At 68.7% G+C, this 15,564-nt stretch carries 12 protein-coding genes; 10 read left to right on the top strand and 2 right to left on the bottom strand.

Features of this window, described 5'->3' with window-relative positions; all coding sequences use genetic code 11:
* Positions 1 to 420 precede the first annotated feature (420 nt).
* A complete protein-coding gene (locus HXX10_RS05945) occupies positions 421 to 2,991 on the top strand; it encodes a CHAT domain-containing tetratricopeptide repeat protein (RefSeq protein ID WP_296520665.1) in 2,571 nt (856 codons plus the stop codon).
* 123 nt (positions 2,992 to 3,114) lie between these two features.
* On the opposite strand, the gene HXX10_RS05950 is transcribed toward HXX10_RS05945, so the two are convergent.
* Both HXX10_RS05950 and HXX10_RS05955 read right to left on the bottom strand, forming a co-directional pair.
* Complete coding sequence (locus HXX10_RS05950) at positions 3,115 to 3,417, bottom strand: hypothetical protein (RefSeq protein WP_296520667.1); 303 nt, start codon at positions 3,415 to 3,417, stop codon at positions 3,115 to 3,117.
* Positions 3,418 to 3,474: 57 nt separating this feature from the next.
* Complete coding sequence (locus HXX10_RS05955; RefSeq protein WP_296520669.1) at positions 3,475 to 4,509, bottom strand: LysR family transcriptional regulator; 1,035 nt, start codon at positions 4,507 to 4,509, stop codon at positions 3,475 to 3,477.
* Positions 4,510 to 4,631: 122 nt separating this feature from the next.
* Between HXX10_RS05955 and HXX10_RS05960 the strand changes: the two genes are divergently transcribed.
* The 9 genes from HXX10_RS05960 (at position 4,632) to pflB (ending at position 15,560) form a co-directional block, all read left to right on the top strand.
* Complete coding sequence (locus HXX10_RS05960; RefSeq protein WP_296520671.1) at positions 4,632 to 5,534, top strand: hypothetical protein; 903 nt, start codon at positions 4,632 to 4,634, stop codon at positions 5,532 to 5,534.
* Positions 5,531 to 6,520: a hydroxyacid dehydrogenase gene (locus HXX10_RS05965; protein ID WP_296520673.1), complete on the top strand. Its 990-nt coding sequence runs from the start codon at positions 5,531 to 5,533 to the stop codon at positions 6,518 to 6,520. Before HXX10_RS05960 ends, HXX10_RS05965 begins: the two co-directional genes overlap by 4 nt.
* 39 nt (positions 6,521 to 6,559) lie before the next feature.
* A complete protein-coding gene (locus HXX10_RS05970; RefSeq protein ID WP_296520674.1) occupies positions 6,560 to 7,348 on the top strand; it encodes an aldolase/citrate lyase family protein in 789 nt (262 codons plus the stop codon).
* A gap of 179 nt (positions 7,349 to 7,527) precedes the next feature.
* Positions 7,528 to 8,826 carry a hydantoinase/carbamoylase family amidase gene (locus HXX10_RS05975; protein ID WP_296520675.1) on the top strand — a complete coding sequence of 433 codons (1,299 nt, stop codon included), beginning with the start codon at positions 7,528 to 7,530 and terminating at the stop codon, positions 8,824 to 8,826.
* A 169-nt stretch (positions 8,827 to 8,995) separates the two neighbouring features.
* Positions 8,996 to 9,391, top strand: a complete 396-nt coding sequence (locus HXX10_RS05980) for a phasin family protein (protein WP_296520677.1) — start codon at positions 8,996 to 8,998, stop codon at positions 9,389 to 9,391.
* A 219-nt stretch (positions 9,392 to 9,610) separates the two neighbouring features.
* Positions 9,611 to 10,324, top strand: a complete 714-nt coding sequence (locus HXX10_RS05985) for a collagen-like protein (RefSeq protein WP_296520679.1) — start codon at positions 9,611 to 9,613, stop codon at positions 10,322 to 10,324.
* Between the two features lie 224 nt (positions 10,325 to 10,548).
* On the top strand, positions 10,549 to 11,577 hold the full coding sequence (locus HXX10_RS05990) for a tripartite tricarboxylate transporter substrate binding protein (RefSeq protein WP_296520680.1): 1,029 nt from the start codon (positions 10,549 to 10,551) through the stop codon (positions 11,575 to 11,577).
* 70 nt (positions 11,578 to 11,647) lie between these two features.
* Positions 11,648 to 12,769: a mandelate racemase/muconate lactonizing enzyme family protein gene (locus HXX10_RS05995; protein ID WP_296520682.1), complete on the top strand. Its 1,122-nt coding sequence runs from the start codon at positions 11,648 to 11,650 to the stop codon at positions 12,767 to 12,769.
* A 535-nt stretch (positions 12,770 to 13,304) separates the two neighbouring features.
* On the top strand, positions 13,305 to 15,560 hold the full coding sequence (pflB, locus tag HXX10_RS06000) for a formate C-acetyltransferase (RefSeq protein ID WP_296520684.1): 2,256 nt from the start codon (positions 13,305 to 13,307) through the stop codon (positions 15,558 to 15,560).
* The last annotated feature ends 4 nt before the right edge of the window (positions 15,561 to 15,564 follow it).

Here is a 15,564-nt window from a genome sequence, read left to right on the forward strand (position 1 = left end):
CCCTACGACCGCGGCGGGCGGGGATCAACGTCTTGTCGGGGCGAGCGGGTTGCCTGCCATCGCCCGGGGTGGCGCCGCACAGTGGCGGCTTGGTCCGGGGGCGTTCCAGAACGGCCGTCTGGCGGGCTCGCCTGAAGCTCGCCCCGGTCTTGAAGGCGACACGGCCACGACCGCTCACAAGACCGCTCATAGGCCCCGCCCGTCGTGCCCGAAGGGGACCGATCGCAACGCCGTTGGGCGACGTCCGCGATTGCTCAGGCTGCTTTTGTCGGGCGTCGGCGGTCCTTTGAACCGGCTGCGCTTGGGAAGCGTCCAAGGCAGCGAGGCTCGGCGGCAACAACGCCGGGATCGAGCGTGTGGCCCTGACTGCACACGCTCGAAAACCTCGACGCATCGGATTCCTTTGGCGCGCGAGCCATCATGACCCACCGCAATCGACTGGCGCTGATGATATGTGTGGCCCTGGCTGCGGGCACCGGCTCGGCCGATCGGGTGTCGGCGGAAGGCCTCGGGGCGCAGAGCGCGCGAATCAACGCGCTCGGCGGCGCCGGAAAATATGCCGAAGCGATTCCGCTTGCGGAAGCCATGCTGGCGAGCCTCGAGAAGGGGCCGCCGACAAAGGATCTCGCCGGCGCGACGAACAACCTCGCGCAGCTCTACGGCGCCGTCGGCCGCGACGCAGAGGCCGAGCCGCTGTTCAAGCGCGCGATCGCGATCATGGAAAAGGCGGTCGGACTGGACTCGGTCGAAATCGCACCCGAGCTCAACAATCTCGCCGCGCTTTATCAGCGCCAGCAGCGCTATGCCGACGCCGAGCCGCTGTTCCGGCGGGTGCTCGCCCTGTCGGAGAAACAGCTTCCGTCGACACATCCAGATCGGGGCCGCGCCCTCAACAATCTCGCCACCAACTTCGAGCGGCAGGATCGCCATTCCGAGTCCGAGCCGCTATTCAGGCGGGCGCTCGCGCTCTACGAGAAGGTGGCGGGTCCGGAAAACCCGGCCGTGGCGACCGTGCTCAACAATCTCGGCCAGGTCGTCAAGGCCGAAGGGCGATACGACGAGGCCGCGCCTCTGATCAGGCGCTCGCTCGCCATCCGTGAGAAGGTGCTCGGCAAGACCCATCCGGATGTCGCGCGTTCGCTGAACAACCTCGCCGACCTGTTTCAACGCAAGGGCCGTTTCGCCGATGCCGAGCCGCTGTTCAAGCGGTCGCTCGCGATCCGCGACGCCACCGTCGGCCCCGATCATCCGGACACCGCGGCCGCCGTCGACAATCTGGCGTCGCTCTATCTGGCCGAAGGCCGCATCGCCGACGCTTTGCCGCTCGAGGAACGCCTGATCGCCGTCGGCCGCGCGCAGACGCGGATCGCGTTGCCGGTGCTGTTCGGCGCGCAACAGCTCGGGATGATGCCGCGCGAGACGGCCCTCGACGCGGCCCTCGACGTGATCCAGCGCAGCACGCGGTCCTCGGCCGCGTCGGCGGTCGACAAGCTCGCGGTGAGGCTCGCCGCCGGAACCGACCGTCTCGCCGAACTGGTTCGGAAGGACCAGGATCTCGCGAGCGAGGCGGAGCAACTCGACAAGGCGATCATCGCGGGGCTTTCGAGGCAGGCGGGACGCGATCCGGCCGTGGCCCAGCGCGGGCGGGAACGGCTCGCCGTCGTCGCACGAGAGCGTGCGGCCCTACAGAAAACCTTGGCCGTCGAGTTTCCCGACTATGCCGCCCTGTCGAATCCCTTGTCGCTCAAACAGCGGGAGGTCCAGACGCTTTTGTCCGGCGACGAGGCGATGGTGCTGTTCGCGCTCGGCGACAAGGAGAGCTTCGTCATCGCCCTGACGCGTGACAATGTCGACTGGCAGACGGTTCCGCTCGGGGCGGGCGCTGTGACCGAGAAGGTCGTGGCGTTCCGTAGAGGTCTCGATCTCGGTCGGACGAGCGATGCATCGGGAAACTCGCAGCCGTTCGACCTGGCGCTCGCCAACGAGCTCTACGCGGCCCTGATCGGCCCGGTCGAGACGCTGGTCGCGGGCAAACGCAGCCTGTTGATTGCGCCGGCCGGCGTCCTGACGGCTTTGCCGTTCCATCTGCTCGTGACGTCGATGTCGCCGGCTGCCGTGCCCGAAGCGATCGAAGGCTATCGCGCGGCGGACTGGCTCCTGAAGCGTCATGCGGTGTCGGTGCTGCCGTCGGTCGGAAGCCTGAAGGCGCTCCGCGGCTATGCCCAGCGCGATCGAGCCCCGAAACCGATGACCGGCTTCGGCGACCCGCTGTTCGACCCCTCGGACCTCGGCAGGGAAAACCGCTTTGCCACGCGTAGCGTGCCCGTCATCGCCTACACGGACTTCTGGAAGGGAGCGGGTGTCGATCGTGCGAGGCTCGCCGAAGCATTGCCGCAGCTTCCGGAAACGGCCGACGAGTTGACCGCGGTCGCCCGGGACCTCGCGGCCTCGGTGTCCGACATCCATCTCGGCGTCGACGCGAGCGAGACCACGGTGAAGCGGCTGGCCCTGACCGACTACCGCGTCGTCTACTTCGCCACCCATGGCCTGGTGGCAGGCGACGTCAAGGGCGTTGCCGAGCCGTCGCTCGCGCTTTCGATCCCGCCGCAGCCGTCCGCGTTCGATGATGGCCTGCTGACGGCAAGCGAGGTCGCCCAACTGAAGCTCAATGCCGACTGGGTCGTGCTGTCCGCCTGCAACACGATTGCCGGCGACAAGCCGGGTGCCGAGGCGCTGTCGGGGCTGGCGCGGACCTTTTTCTACGCCGGTGCGCGGGCCCTGCTGGTCACGCATTGGGCGGTCGATTCGGAGGCGGCGGCCCGTCTCACGACGTCGACGTTCGACCTGCTCAAGGCCGAGCCCGCGATCGGGCGTGCGGAGGCGCTGCGGCGCGCGATGCTCGGCCTTCTGAACGACAGCTCGTCGTCGAAATACGCTTATCCTGCCTTTTGGGGATCGTTCGCCCTCATTGGCGAAGGGGCTGTCCGCTGAAGTCCAGACGACGCATGGGGGCTGTTTCGGTCGCTGACTGCGCCCCTCCGGCGACAGTGGCAGGGGGATTCCACGGCGGTCGCCCACACGATCGAAGATCGCCTTTGCCGGCGCCGCGTGTGGTCAGGCGCGCGGATGCACCAGGGGAGGGTGCTGCGGATCGGCGGCGACGCCGCGCCGGACCCACGCGCTGAACGCCGCCTCGCAGGCCCGGCGCATCGACGGGGTGGCGGCGCAGGTGGCGGCCTTGTCGCAGTCCGGCACGGCCGTGCAGCGCCCGGGCAGTGTCGTGGGCAGTGTCGGGCGGGCCACCGAAGCGAGGCTGAACGGCCGCTCGCGAGCGCCGGGATCGAGCCGACCGCTGTCGACGGATGTGGCCGCGGGGGCGGACCGGAGGGGCAGGGATCGAAAGAACGGCGTCGTCATGCGCGGGGGCGCTCCAGTGTCGGTAATTCGCATTATATGGTTTGGATTATGCGAATTTCATGCCTCGGCGTTCTGCGACGCGCGAGTCCCGGGCGGCCGCCCGGTGCCGGACCGGGCTTTCGGTGCCGCCGGTTCGCCGGCGGCCGGCGAGGAGGCCGCACTCAGCGCCGTCGCCTCGTCCTGGGTCAACACCTTTCCGTCCGAGATCACCCCGGAGATCGCCTTCACGATGGTGCGCGCCGCCGGCGACAGGCCGATTCCGTGGCGCCACACCACCCGGATGGTCCGTTCGAGGATGGGGTCCTTGAGGGGCCGGTAGACCAGCAGCGGGTGCTCGCCCGGCGGCAGCGCCAGCCCCGGCAGCGCCGTGATGCCGACGCCCTGCTCGAGCAGGCCGTAGATGGTGACGAGGTTGGACACCTCGGAGGCGATCGACAGCCGCACATTGTGGGGCGCGATCGCATTGTCGATGAGGTTGCGGATGCCGTGCTCGAGCGTCATCGCGATGAACGGATGGCCCTGCAGGTCGGCCCAGCTCACCTCCGGCAGTTGGGCGAGCGGATGCGACTTGGGGAAGGCGCCGTAAAACCGATCGCGGCCGATCACCACGCCGTCGAGCGAGGGCGCCGCCGTCTCGAAGCTGCCGATGCCGAGATCCGCCTGGCCGTCCAGCACGGCCGTCGTGATGGCCGTGAGGTTCACGTCTCGCACAACGACACGCAGCCCGAGCCGCGAGGCCTCTCCGGCGATCACGGCCGGCATCAGCCGGAAGGCGATCGAGGGCAGGCAGGCCACCACGACCCGGCCGCGCTTGCGGGCGGCGGCCTCCTGGATGTCGGCGATCGAGGTGTCGACCTGGCGCAGAAGATGGCGCGCGGTGGGCAGAAACCCCATCCCCAGGCCGGTGAGCTTGACGCTGCGGGTGGTGCGGTGGAAAAGCGAGCTGCCGATCTGTTCCTCGAGCTGCTGGATCGAGTGGCTCAAGGCGGGCTGCGACAGGGCCAGTGTTTCGGCGGCCGCAACGAAGCTGCCCTTGTCGGCGACGAGGACGAAGGCGCGCAGTTGCCGGAGGGTCACATTATTCCGGTTCATCGAATAATCGTTTAGATCATTCGATTGGAAGACGCAATCAGAACCGTCGCATATATTTTGGGCGAGAGGCAGTGGATCGCTTTTCGGCAGCCCTCGCGGACATCGATCTTGGAAGGCTCATCATGGCGATTTCGAGCGCGCGCCCCGACGTTCTTCTGGTTCCGCTGATCGACGTGAACTGGCTGGTCTACGCGCCGTTCGATCCCGGCCGCGATTTTCGCGTCGACCCGCCGAAGGTCGAGCAGAGCGTCGGCGAGACGCGCGGCCTGTGCCGCCTGCTGAAGGACATGACGGGTGGCAAGTACATCCTGTCGCCGCACTCGGGCACCTATTGCCGCACCGGCTATTACGACGGCGAGATGCTGGACGTGTACCGCGAGGCGGTCGCCGACGGGGCCGAGCTGTCGGTCCATCTGCACGAGGAGATCAAGGGAGCCGGCACGCGCTACATGGAGCGCGACCACGTCACTGCCGTGTATCTCGACTGCAAGCGCCGGCTGGAGAACGCCGGCATCAGGCCGGTCGCCTATCGGGGCGGCCACTACGCCTACACGCCGTTCATGAACGAGCTCTTGCCGCAGACCGGCATCGTCATCGACTGCTCGTGCTCGCCCGGCGGCAACCATCCGGACCGCGAGGCGATCTGGGTCCATGCCGAGACGACCGGGTATTATCTGCCGATGAACCCGCGCCTGCCGGCGGCCGGCCAAGTGCGCTCGAAGGTGTTCGAGATCCCGATCGGTTGCGACGGGGAGGGGGCCGCCTACAAGAACCTCCTGCATGTCGAGCAGTCCGAGCTCTACAATCTGCAGCGGGTGTGGGGCGTGATCCGCGAGCGTGCGCGCCGCAGCGGCCAGCCGCAGATCGTGCATTCGCTGTTCCACACCGGCTCGGTCGGCAAGCCGGAATGGATCGAGCGATTCAAGCGCTTCCTCGCCTTCGTGCCGGACAACGGCGGCGAGTTCGTCACGACCGTGGAGGCGAAGGCCGCCTTCGACGCGAACCTGAAGGAGAACGCGGCGTGAGCGGCCTCTGCCTGCTGGTCCAGCCGATTCATCCGCGTGGCGTTCGTGTCCTCGAAGCGGCCGGTCTCGTGGTGCGTCAGGCGAGCGCGTCGACCATGGACGCGGTGGCGCGCGAGGTGAAGGACGCCGTCGCGGCGATCACCCGCAATGCCGGGTTCGATCGCGACGCCATGGCGGCTGCGCCTCGTCTGCGCGTGCTCGGCAATCACGGCACCGGCTACGATCCGGTCGACGTCGCCTATGCCCGCGAGATCGGCCTGCCGATCGTCTACACGCCCTTCGCCAACGTGCAGTCGGTCGCCGAGCACGCGATCTCCCAGATGATGGCGATCGCCAAGCGCGTGCGCGAATGCGACCGCGCGGTGCGCCAAGACAATTTCGATTACCGCTATGCCCGCGACTTCCACGAGCTGTCGGGCAAGACGCTGCTGATCTTCGGCTTCGGCAAGATCGGCCGGCGCACCGCCGAGATCGCCCGGCTCGCCTTCGCCATGCGCGTGCTGGTCTACAGCCCGAGCGCCGAGGATGCCGCCATCGTCTCGGCCGGCTGCGTGCCGGTCGGCGATCTCGGCCGCGCGCTCGCCGAGGCCGACATCGTCTCGTTGCATCAGCGCCTCACCCCGCAGACCCGCGGGATGTTCGACCGCGAGCGCATCGCCGGCATGAAGGCGGGGGCCGTGCTGGTCAACACCGCCCGCGGCGCCCTGGTCGAGGTCGACGCGCTCGTCGCTGCGGTGGAAAACGGGCATCTGCGCGGCGCCGCCATGGACGTGTTCGAGACCGAGCCGCTGCCGGCGGGTCATCCCTACGCGCGCTGCGACGGCATCCTGCTGTCGCCTCACACGGGCGGCGCGACCGAGGAGGCGCTGGAACGGACCGCCGTCGAGACCGCCCGCCAGGTCGTCGACGTGCTGGCCGGCCGACGCCCCGAATTCCTGGTCGATCCGGACGTGTGGGCCCGCCGCCGCGCCCCCGCGCACGCCTGATCCGAATCCCCGCGAACCGCCTCCCTCGAGAGTTAATCCATGATCAAGAGCAACAAGGTCAAAGCCCTGCAGAAGGAGGGCAAGCCCGCCTTCGGCACCTGGATCACGCTGTGCCCGCATCCGCGGGTGGTGAAAATCCTGGCGACGTCGGGCTTCGACTTCGTCATCATCGAGATGGAGCACACCGACTTCACCATGGAGACGGTCGGCCTGCTCGCCATGTATGCGCGCGAATGCGGCCTCACGCCGATCGTGCGGCCGCCCGGCACCCTGAAGCCGCACGACCTGACGCGGCCGCTCGACGCCGGCGCCCAGGGCCTGCTGCTGCCGTCGATCGACACGGCCGAGCAGTTCATGGAGATCGTCAAGGGTACGCGCTACCATCCCGTCGGCAACCGGCCGATGAACCTGCGCGGGCCGCACACCGATTACTTCGCCGGCGACCCCAAGCAGATGCTGGCGCATCTCAACAGCGAGACCATGCTGATCATCATGGTCGAGTCGCAGAAGGCGATCGCCAATCTCGACGCCATCCTGAAGACCGGCGCGGTCGACTGCGTGATGATCGGCCCCGATGATCTGTCGCAGGATCTCGGCATTCCGGCCGAGATGCAGAACCCGGTTCTTCACGCGGCGTACGAGCAGATCTTTTCCATTTGCCGGGCCAACGGCGTGCCCTACGGGCTGTCGGCGCAAAGCCCCGAGATGGCCGAGGACTGGGTCGGCAAGGGCTGCACCTGGATTCCCTACCAGAACGACGCCGCCATGGTGCTCAACGCGGCGCGCGCCGTCGTCCCCAAGCTGATGAAGGCCGGCGGCCGGGCCTGAACACGGAGCCGGTTGATCGAAATTCCGGTCATTCCGGGGCGCACCAAAGGTGCGAACCCGGAATCCTGCGGCAAGCTCCGCGTGTTCGGCTGGATTCCGGGTCCGGCGCTCTGCGCCGTCCCGGAATGACACCGAGGGGATCTTTGGAACCCGACATAACCCGCCAGACGGCTACGACGATGAACCAGAGCGCCGAGGATCGCCGCAACGAGGCGCTGGCCGAAGGATCGCGCCTCGCCGCCTCGCTGTTCGGGACTCTGGCGGCCCGTACGGCCGATCCGCCCGGCGTCACCCGCGTTGCCTATGGCGAGGGCGAGTGCGCCGCCTACGCCCTGATGGCGGACGCGGCGCATGCGCACGGTGCCGAGGTCGCCTTCGACGCCGGCGGCAACCAGTTCATCACATTTGCGGGACAGGACCGCTCGCGCACCCTCTACGTCGGCTCGCACCTCGACTCGGTGCCACATGGTGGCAATTTCGACGGCGCCGCCGGCGTAATCCTCGGCCTCGCCGCCGCCGCCGTTCTGGCGCGGCTTGGGCAGACAGCGCCCTTCGATCTCTGCGTGCTCTGCCTGCGCGCCGAGGAGAGCTGCTGGTTCCCGCACAGCTACATCGGCAGCAAGACGGCGCTCGGCCGGCTCGATCCTGCCGTGCTCGACACGGTGGTGCGCAGCGACACCGGCGAGACGCTTGCCTGGCACATGCGTGCGCTCGGCTTCGACCCGGAGGCGGTGCGCCGGGGCGCGCGCCGCATCGATCCGGCCCGGGCCGTCGCCTATCTGGAGCCGCATATCGAGCAGGGGCCCGTGCTGGTCGCCGAGGGACGGGCGCTCGGTCTGGTCACCGGCATCCGCGGCAGCTTCCGGTATCGCGACGCGGCGTTTCATGGGGCCTATGCCCACTCGGGCGCGACCCCACGGCGGCTGCGGCGCGATGCCGTGGTGGCGGCCTCCGAGCTGGTCGTCGCCATGCAGGCGCTGTGGGAGCGGATGGAGGCCGACGGGCATGATCTCGCCGTCACGTTCGGGATCGTCGGCACCGATCCGGCCCAGCACTCCTTCTCCAAGGTGCCGGGCGAGGCGCGCCTGTGCATCGACGTGCGCAGCCGGAGCGAAACGACCCTGGAGGAGGTGCGGCAGCGCCTTGTCGAGTTCGGCCGTGGCATCGCCGATCGGCGTGGTGTGCGGCTCGATCTCGGGCCGCTCGGCGGCAGCACCCCGGCCGTGATGGCGCCGCGGCTCCTGGACCAGCTCCGGGGCGCCGCCGTGGCGGCCGGCGTCGCGCCGATCGAGCTGGCGAGCGGGGCCGGGCACGACGCCGCGACCTTCGCCAATGCCGGCATCCCGACCGGCATGGTGTTCGTTCGCAACGAGAACGGCAGTCACAATCCGGACGAGCGGATGGACATGGCCGATTTCGACCAGGCGCTGGCCCTCGTCGTCGCGTTGTTGGAGCAGCCGCCGGCGCGTTGGGCGTGAGCCCCGCCCCCTTGCCCACTGCCCGGCCGTCCGGCAGCGGGATTTTGACGCACTGCAATAGTTTTTGACCAGCGAACGCCGGCGTGCCTATCATGCCTTCGTTCGCTCACATTGGTTCATCGGCTTCACGCCTGCCGCCATGCGGTCCGCGTGTTCCCAGGAGATCGCCATGAAGACCGGGACGCCCTTCGAAATGCCAGGTGACATCCGTAAGATGACCGAGCAGAGCATGGAGCAGGTGCGCTCTGCCATTAACAGCTATCTCCAGTTCTTCCAGCGTGGCGTGCCGGGCATGCCGGCGCTCGGCGGGAACGAGCTGAGCAACAAGGTCCTGAGCTATGCCGAGCGCAACGTCGCGACCGCGTTCGACTTCGCCCAGAGCCTGATGGCCGCCAAGGACGTGCAGGAAGTCCTGAAGATGCAGACGGAGTTCCTGCAGGGCCAGATGCAGGCCATGACCGAGCAGGTGAAGGATCTGAGCGAGACCGCCATCAAGGCCGTCACCGATTCCGCCAAGATGGGCGGGATGCCCGGAATGGGCGGAAAGTCCGGCCCGACGTCCTGATGCCGTGACTGGAGGCGGCTGCCGGGCCGACCGGCGGCCGAAGGCGGATCGCGTCTGCCGATGAACGACGCCGTCGCCGGGCCGCACGGCCCGGTGACGGCGTGGAGGAGGGGCGATTGCCGGTCGGCGTCGTACCCGCGTCGCGTTTTTGCGGCAGATTCACCCCCGTCCCGCCGGGCCGATTCGGCCCATCACTCCAGAGAAGGTTCGACCAGGAACATGCGAACGATCACCTTGGGGGTCGTTGCGACCCTGCTCGCCGTCGGCACGGCCGAGGCGGCGATCGAGATCTCCGCAGCCCGCATCGAGGCGGGCGAGATCGTGGTGCTCGGGCGCGTCATCCGCGCCAACGAGAAGGTCACGTTCGACGACCGCTTCGAGGTGGTGTCGGGACGCGACCGGCGCTTCGTCTGGCGCGCGGCCTACCACCCGGCCAAGTGCGTCGTCACGGTGAAGTCCGACCCGGACGTCCGCGACATCGTCATTGCCAATTGCGGCCAGACCGGCCCGAAGGGCGACGCCGGGCCGAAGGGCGATGCCGGTGTGGCCGGCGCCGTCGGGGCGACCGGCCCGCAGGGACCCGCGGGCCCGAAGGGCGACAAGGGCGAGGCTGCCGCGGCGCCGCGGCTCGCCGTCGGCACGGTCACGGAGGGGGCGGCTGCGGCCGCCACGCTCGTCGGCACGCCAGCCGAGCCGGTGCTGAATCTCGTGCTGCCCAAGGCTGCGCCGCCGCCAGCCCCGGCCGCTGTCGCGGTGCTGCGGGTGGTGACCAAGAGCTGCCAGGGCCAGGCCTCGTGCCAAGCGTCCTGCGAGGCCGACGAGGCGCTGCTCACGGCGGCGCCGAACCCGGCCGAGCGGACCCTCGTGGCGGCGACCTGGAGTGGCGAGGCCGTGCCGGCCGAGGTGCGGATCGTCTGCGGCAAGACGAAGTAGCAAGACGCTCCGTCGCGAGATCCGGGGGGCGACGGCGCGCACGCGCGTCGCCGCTGACGGATCTTGGCCTTGTATCGGCATATGAAGCATCGTCGCAGCCCGCGACCCGCTGGTGGGTCCCGCAGGCGGGCCCCGCCGGATGTTGCGGATCCGCCGTCGCCTCCCTAACCTGACGTCGTCGCATCACAGACGGCACATACAAAGAACGACGTCAGGGAGGATCAATGACCAGCTTCAACGGCTCGGGCGCCGGATCGCGGCGCCGTGGCGTTTCGCGGCGCGCTCTCCTGGGTGGCGCCGCCCTCGGCCTCGCGGCCCCGATGATCCTGCGCAGCAGTTCGGCCTTTGCGGCCTACCCGGATCGTCCGCTGCGAATCGTCGTCGCCAACTCGCCCGGCGGCCCCTCCGACATCATCGCCCGCATCGTCGCGGCGGCCCTGCAGGAGGCGATGGGCGGCACCGTGTTCGTCGAGAACAAGGGCGGCGGCGGCAGCAATATCGGCATGGGCTACGTCGCGCGCGCCGAGGGCGACGGCACCACGATTCTGCTCGCCACCAGCGCCTTCGTGGTCAATCCGAGCCTCTACGACACGCTGCCCTACGATCCGTTCAAGGACTTTTCCGCGATCTGCGAGCTGGCGACCTCGCCCAACGTGTTCGCCGTGAAGCCGGAGCTCGGCGTCTCCACCATGAGGGAGTTCGTCGCGCTGGCGAAGAAGAGCCCGGACAAGTTCAACGTCTCGACGCCGCCGGTCGGCACCACGCCGCAACTCGAGGCCGAGGTGCTGAAGTCGCGCGAAGGTCTCTCCGGCATGGCCAGCATCGTGTTCGCCGGCGGCGGCGAGGCCCTGCAGGCCCTGCTCGGCGGCACCGTGCAGCTCTCCTCCGGCGTGCTGGCGCCGGCGCACCCGTATCTGAAGGCCGGCACCCTGAAGGGCCTCGCCGTGACGGGCGAGCGGCGTTGGCACGACCTGCCCGACATCCCCACCATGGTGGAGGCCGGCTGGCCGGACTTCGTGTTCGAGACCTACACGGCGCTGCTGGCGCCGGCCGCGACGTCGCCCGACTTCGTGCGGAGGCTGGAGCAGGAGACGCTCGCCATTCTGGCCAAGCCGGAGATGCGCGAGAAGCTCACCAGGACCGGCTTCGAGGTGCAGGCCAGGACCGGCAAGCAGCACATGGAACGGGTGGCGCGCGAGATGCCGATGTTCCGCGACGTCATCAGCAAGGCCGGCATCAAGGTGAAGAGCTGAGCTTTGCGGATGCGATGCCGCTCGCTGCGGCATCGCATCCGGCGGACTACACAGGTCGAGGAGTGCTGTCGTGAAGGTCGTGAAGCTCGAGCCGATCGCCGTCAGCCTGCCGATGCGCAAGCCCGTGATCATGGCGGGCGAGGAGGTGCGCCGCGCCGACAACGTGCTGGTGCGCGTCACCGCCGACGACGGCACGGTCGGCTGGGGCGAGGCCGCCTCGGCGCCGACCATGACGGGGGAGACGATCGAGAGCATGACGGCCGCCATCCTTCACCTCGCGCCCGTGATCGAGGGCCGCGATCCCGGCGACATCGAGGGCGCGCTCGTCGCGCTCGACGGCCGCATGTACGCCAACACCGGCGCCAAGGCCGCGGTCGAGATCGCCCTGCACGACCTGGTCGGCCGGGCCACCGGGCGGCCCGTGCATGCGCTGCTCGGCGACAAGACGCGCGAGCGCGCGGCGCTGCTCGGCGTCATCGGCGGCGGCGACCGCGACGGCGATCTCGCCGACGCGGCGCGCAAGAAGGCCGACGGCTACACGGCGTTCAAGATCAAGGTCGGCATCGACGCGGCCGAGGCGGACGCCGCGCGCACTCGTGCGATCTGCCGCGTGCTCGGCGACGAGATGCTGATCTCGGCCGACGCCAATCAGGGTTTCTCCATGGAGGCGGCGCTCGCCTTCGTGCGGGCCGTCGCCGACGCCGGGCTCGACTTCGTCGAGCAGCCGGTCGCGGGCCACGATCTCGCCGGCATGGCCGCCGTGGCGGCCGCGACGACAATCGCGATCGGGGCCGACGAGGGCATCCACGGCATCGACGACATCCGCCGCCATCACGAGCACAAGGCGGCGCATGGCGTCAGCCTCAAGGCCATCAAGCTCGGCGGCCTGCGGGCCGTCGTCGCGGCGGGTCGGCTGTGCGACCGGCTCGGCATGGACGTCAACCTGTCATGCAAGACCGGCGAGTCGAGCATTTCCTGCGCGGCGGCGCTGCATGCGGCGGCCGTGCTGCCCGGCCTCGCCTGGGGCCTGACGCTGACCTGCCAGGCGCTGGCGAGCGACGTGGCCCGACATCCCGTGCCGATCCGCCGTGGCCATGCCGAGGTGAGCGACGGCCCCGGGCTCGGCATCGAGGTCGACGAGGCGCTGGTGCAGCGCCACCGCATCGCCGTGGCGCTGCGCAGCGTCGCCTGAAGCACGCGGACCACACTCCGGCGCGGGACGAGTTGCACATCCGGGCGGGACGATGCGCGTTCCGTCTATCGTGACGTTCGATCATGCCGCAGGCCGTTCCGATATGTCCGCAAGGGCATCGCCCTCGGGCCCGTGCGTTGCATGGCGGCCATCCATCGTGATGCTCAGGAACAAATCTCGTGCCGAGACCGCATGTCGTTTCGTGGAGCGCGGCGCGAGCGGTTCTGAATTTCAATGCGCGTCGCGCATCCGACACAACGTTGCGGTCGGCGCGAGCCCCGTGCCGCGCGTGACCCGGACATGAGCCGGCTGACCTATTACACGATATCCTTCGTGATATTTTACAGGCCACGTCGAGGTTCGAACCGCTGTGCAAGGTGATCGCGGACCGAACGGCACGTCCGGAAACGACTTGTAAACCGTTTCCGACCGGCCCGCATGCGCGCCACGTCTCCGATTCGAAACACGGCCGACCGGTCGAGGCCGCGCATCGTGCGCCGGTCCGTGAACCGCTTTTCGAACGCGCGAGGCTGCGATGAACGCCATCACCACCATCATCCCCGAAGAGCCCTGGGCCGGCTTCGCCGCCGGACCCTGGCAGGCCGACATCGACGTGCGCGACTTCATCCAGACGAACTACCGCCCGTATCTCGGCGACCGGCGCTTCCTCAGCGGTCCGACGGCGCGCACGCTCGGCGTCTGGGCCAAGCTCACGGACCTGCTGGCGATCGAGCGCCAGAAGGGGATTCTCGACGCGTCGGTCGATCGCCCGGCCGGCATCACGGCGCACGCGCCCGGCTGGATCGATCGCGACGCCGAGCTGATCGTCGGCCTGCAGACCGACGCGCCGCTCAAGCGCGCCATCATGCCGAACGGCGGGCTTCGCATGGTCGAGAACGGTCTCGAAGCCTACGGCTACACCATCGATCCGGCCGTCAAGGAGACCTGGACCAAGCACCGCAAGAGCCACAATCAGGGCGTCTTCGACGCCTACTCGACGGAGATTCTCGCCGCGCGCAAGTCGGGCATCGTCACCGGGCTGCCGGACGCCTACGGCCGCGGCCGCATCATCGGCGACTATCGCCGCGTCGCGCTCTACGGCACCGACGCGCTGAAGGCCTCCAAACGGCGCGAGCTGCACGAGATCGACGACGCCGTGTTCGACGAGAAGACGATGCGGCTGCGCGAGGAGCTCAACGAGCAGATCCGCGCGCTCGACGAACTCGCCGCGATGGCGAGGAGCTACGGCTGCGACGTGACGAAGCCCGCCCGCACCGGCCGCGAGGCCGTGCAGTGGACCTATTTCGGCTACCTCGCCGCCGTGAAGGAGCAGAACGGCGCCGCGATGTCGCTCGGCCGCATCTCGACCTTCCTGGACATCTATCTCGACCGTGACATCGAGCGTGGACTCCTGACGGAAGAGGGCGCCCAGGAGCTGATCGACGACCTCGTGATCAAGCTGCGCATCGTCCGCTTCCTGCGCACGCCGGAATACGACACGCTGTTCTCCGGCGATCCGACCTGGGTGACCGAGTCGATCGGCGGCATCGGCGAGGACGGCCGTCCGCTGGTGACTAAGACGAGCTTCCGCTTCCTGCAGACGCTGTTCAATCTCGGTCCGGCGCCGGAGCCGAACCTCACGGTGCTTTGGTCGACGCAACTGCCCGAGGGCTTCAAGGACTATTGCGCGAAGGTGTCGATCGAGACGTCGTCGATTCAGTACGAGAACGACGACGTCATGCGGCCGCACTGGGGCGACGACTACGGCATCGCCTGCTGCGTCTCGCCGATGCGGATCGGCAAGCAGATGCAGTTCTTCGGCGCCCGCGCCAACCTCGCCAAGGCGCTGCTCTACGCGATCAACGGCGGCGTCGACGAGAAGTCCGGGGAGGTGGTGGCGCACGGTTTTGCGCCGATCACGGGCGACACGCTCGACTACGATGCGGTCGTCGAGAAGCTCGATCCGATGATGAGCTGGCTCGCCAAGACCTACATCAAGGCCCTCAACGTCATCCACTACATGCACGATCGCTACGCCTACGAGCGCATCGAGATGGCGCTGCACGACCGCGACGTGCTGCGCACCATGGCATGCGGCATCGCCGGCCTGTCGGTCGCGGCCGACAGCCTGTCGGCGATCAAGCATGCCAAGGTGAAGGTGATCAGGAACAAGGCGGGTCTCGCCGTCGACTACGCCATCGAGGGCGACTATCCGGCCTATGGCAACAACGACGACCGCGCCGACAGCATCGCCGTGTGGCTGGCCGAGACCTTCATCGAGAAGATCAGGGCGCAGCCGCACTTCTATCGCGACGCGATGCCGACGCAGTCGGTGCTGACCATCACGTCCAACGTCGTCTACGGCAAGAAGACCGGCAACACGCCCGACGGGCGCCGTGCCGGCCAGCCCTTCGCGCCGGGCGCCAACCCGATGAACGGTCGCGACAAGAAGGGCTTCATCGCCGCCGGCGCGTCGGTGTCGAAGATTCCGTATGCCTGCGCACTCGACGGCATCTCCTGGACCGCCTCGGCGACTCCGGCGGCGCTCGGCCGGGTGCCGCAGGAGCGGCAGAAGAATCTCGCCGCCTGTCTCGATGCGTTCTCGGCCGCGTCCGGCCATCACGTCAACGTCAACGTCCTGAACCGCGAGACGCTGCTGGACGCGATGGAGCACCCGGAGATCTATCCGCAGCTCACCATCCGGGTCTCGGGATATGCGGTGAACTTCGTCAAGCTGTCGCGCGAGCAGCAGCTCGACGTGATCAGCCGGACGTTCCACGCGGCGATGTGAGCCG

Origin of the sequence: Rhodoplanes sp. (assembly GCF_013377085.1) — a bacterium.
Taxonomy (GTDB): Bacteria; Pseudomonadota; Alphaproteobacteria; order Rhizobiales; family Xanthobacteraceae; genus Rhodoplanes.

Bases quoted from the DNA above. Each gene is read 5' to 3' on its own strand.
- HXX10_RS05945 (WP_296520665.1), top strand. From the start codon at position 421: ATGACCCACCGCAATCGACTGGCGCTGATGATATGTGTGGCCCTGGCT.
- HXX10_RS05950 (WP_296520667.1), bottom strand. From the start codon at position 3,417: ATGACGACGCCGTTCTTTCGATCCCTGCCCCTCCGGTCCGCCCCCGCG.
- HXX10_RS05955 (WP_296520669.1), bottom strand. From the start codon at position 4,509: ATGAACCGGAATAATGTGACCCTCCGGCAACTGCGCGCCTTCGTCCTC.
- HXX10_RS05960 (WP_296520671.1), top strand. From the start codon at position 4,632: ATGGCGATTTCGAGCGCGCGCCCCGACGTTCTTCTGGTTCCGCTGATC.
- HXX10_RS05970 (WP_296520674.1), top strand. From the start codon at position 6,560: ATGATCAAGAGCAACAAGGTCAAAGCCCTGCAGAAGGAGGGCAAGCCC.
- HXX10_RS05975 (WP_296520675.1), top strand. From the start codon at position 7,528: ATGAACCAGAGCGCCGAGGATCGCCGCAACGAGGCGCTGGCCGAAGGA.
- HXX10_RS05980 (WP_296520677.1), top strand. From the start codon at position 8,996: ATGAAGACCGGGACGCCCTTCGAAATGCCAGGTGACATCCGTAAGATG.
- HXX10_RS05985 (WP_296520679.1), top strand. From the start codon at position 9,611: ATGCGAACGATCACCTTGGGGGTCGTTGCGACCCTGCTCGCCGTCGGC.
- HXX10_RS05990 (WP_296520680.1), top strand. From the start codon at position 10,549: ATGACCAGCTTCAACGGCTCGGGCGCCGGATCGCGGCGCCGTGGCGTT.
- pflB (WP_296520684.1), top strand. From the start codon at position 13,305: ATGAACGCCATCACCACCATCATCCCCGAAGAGCCCTGGGCCGGCTTC.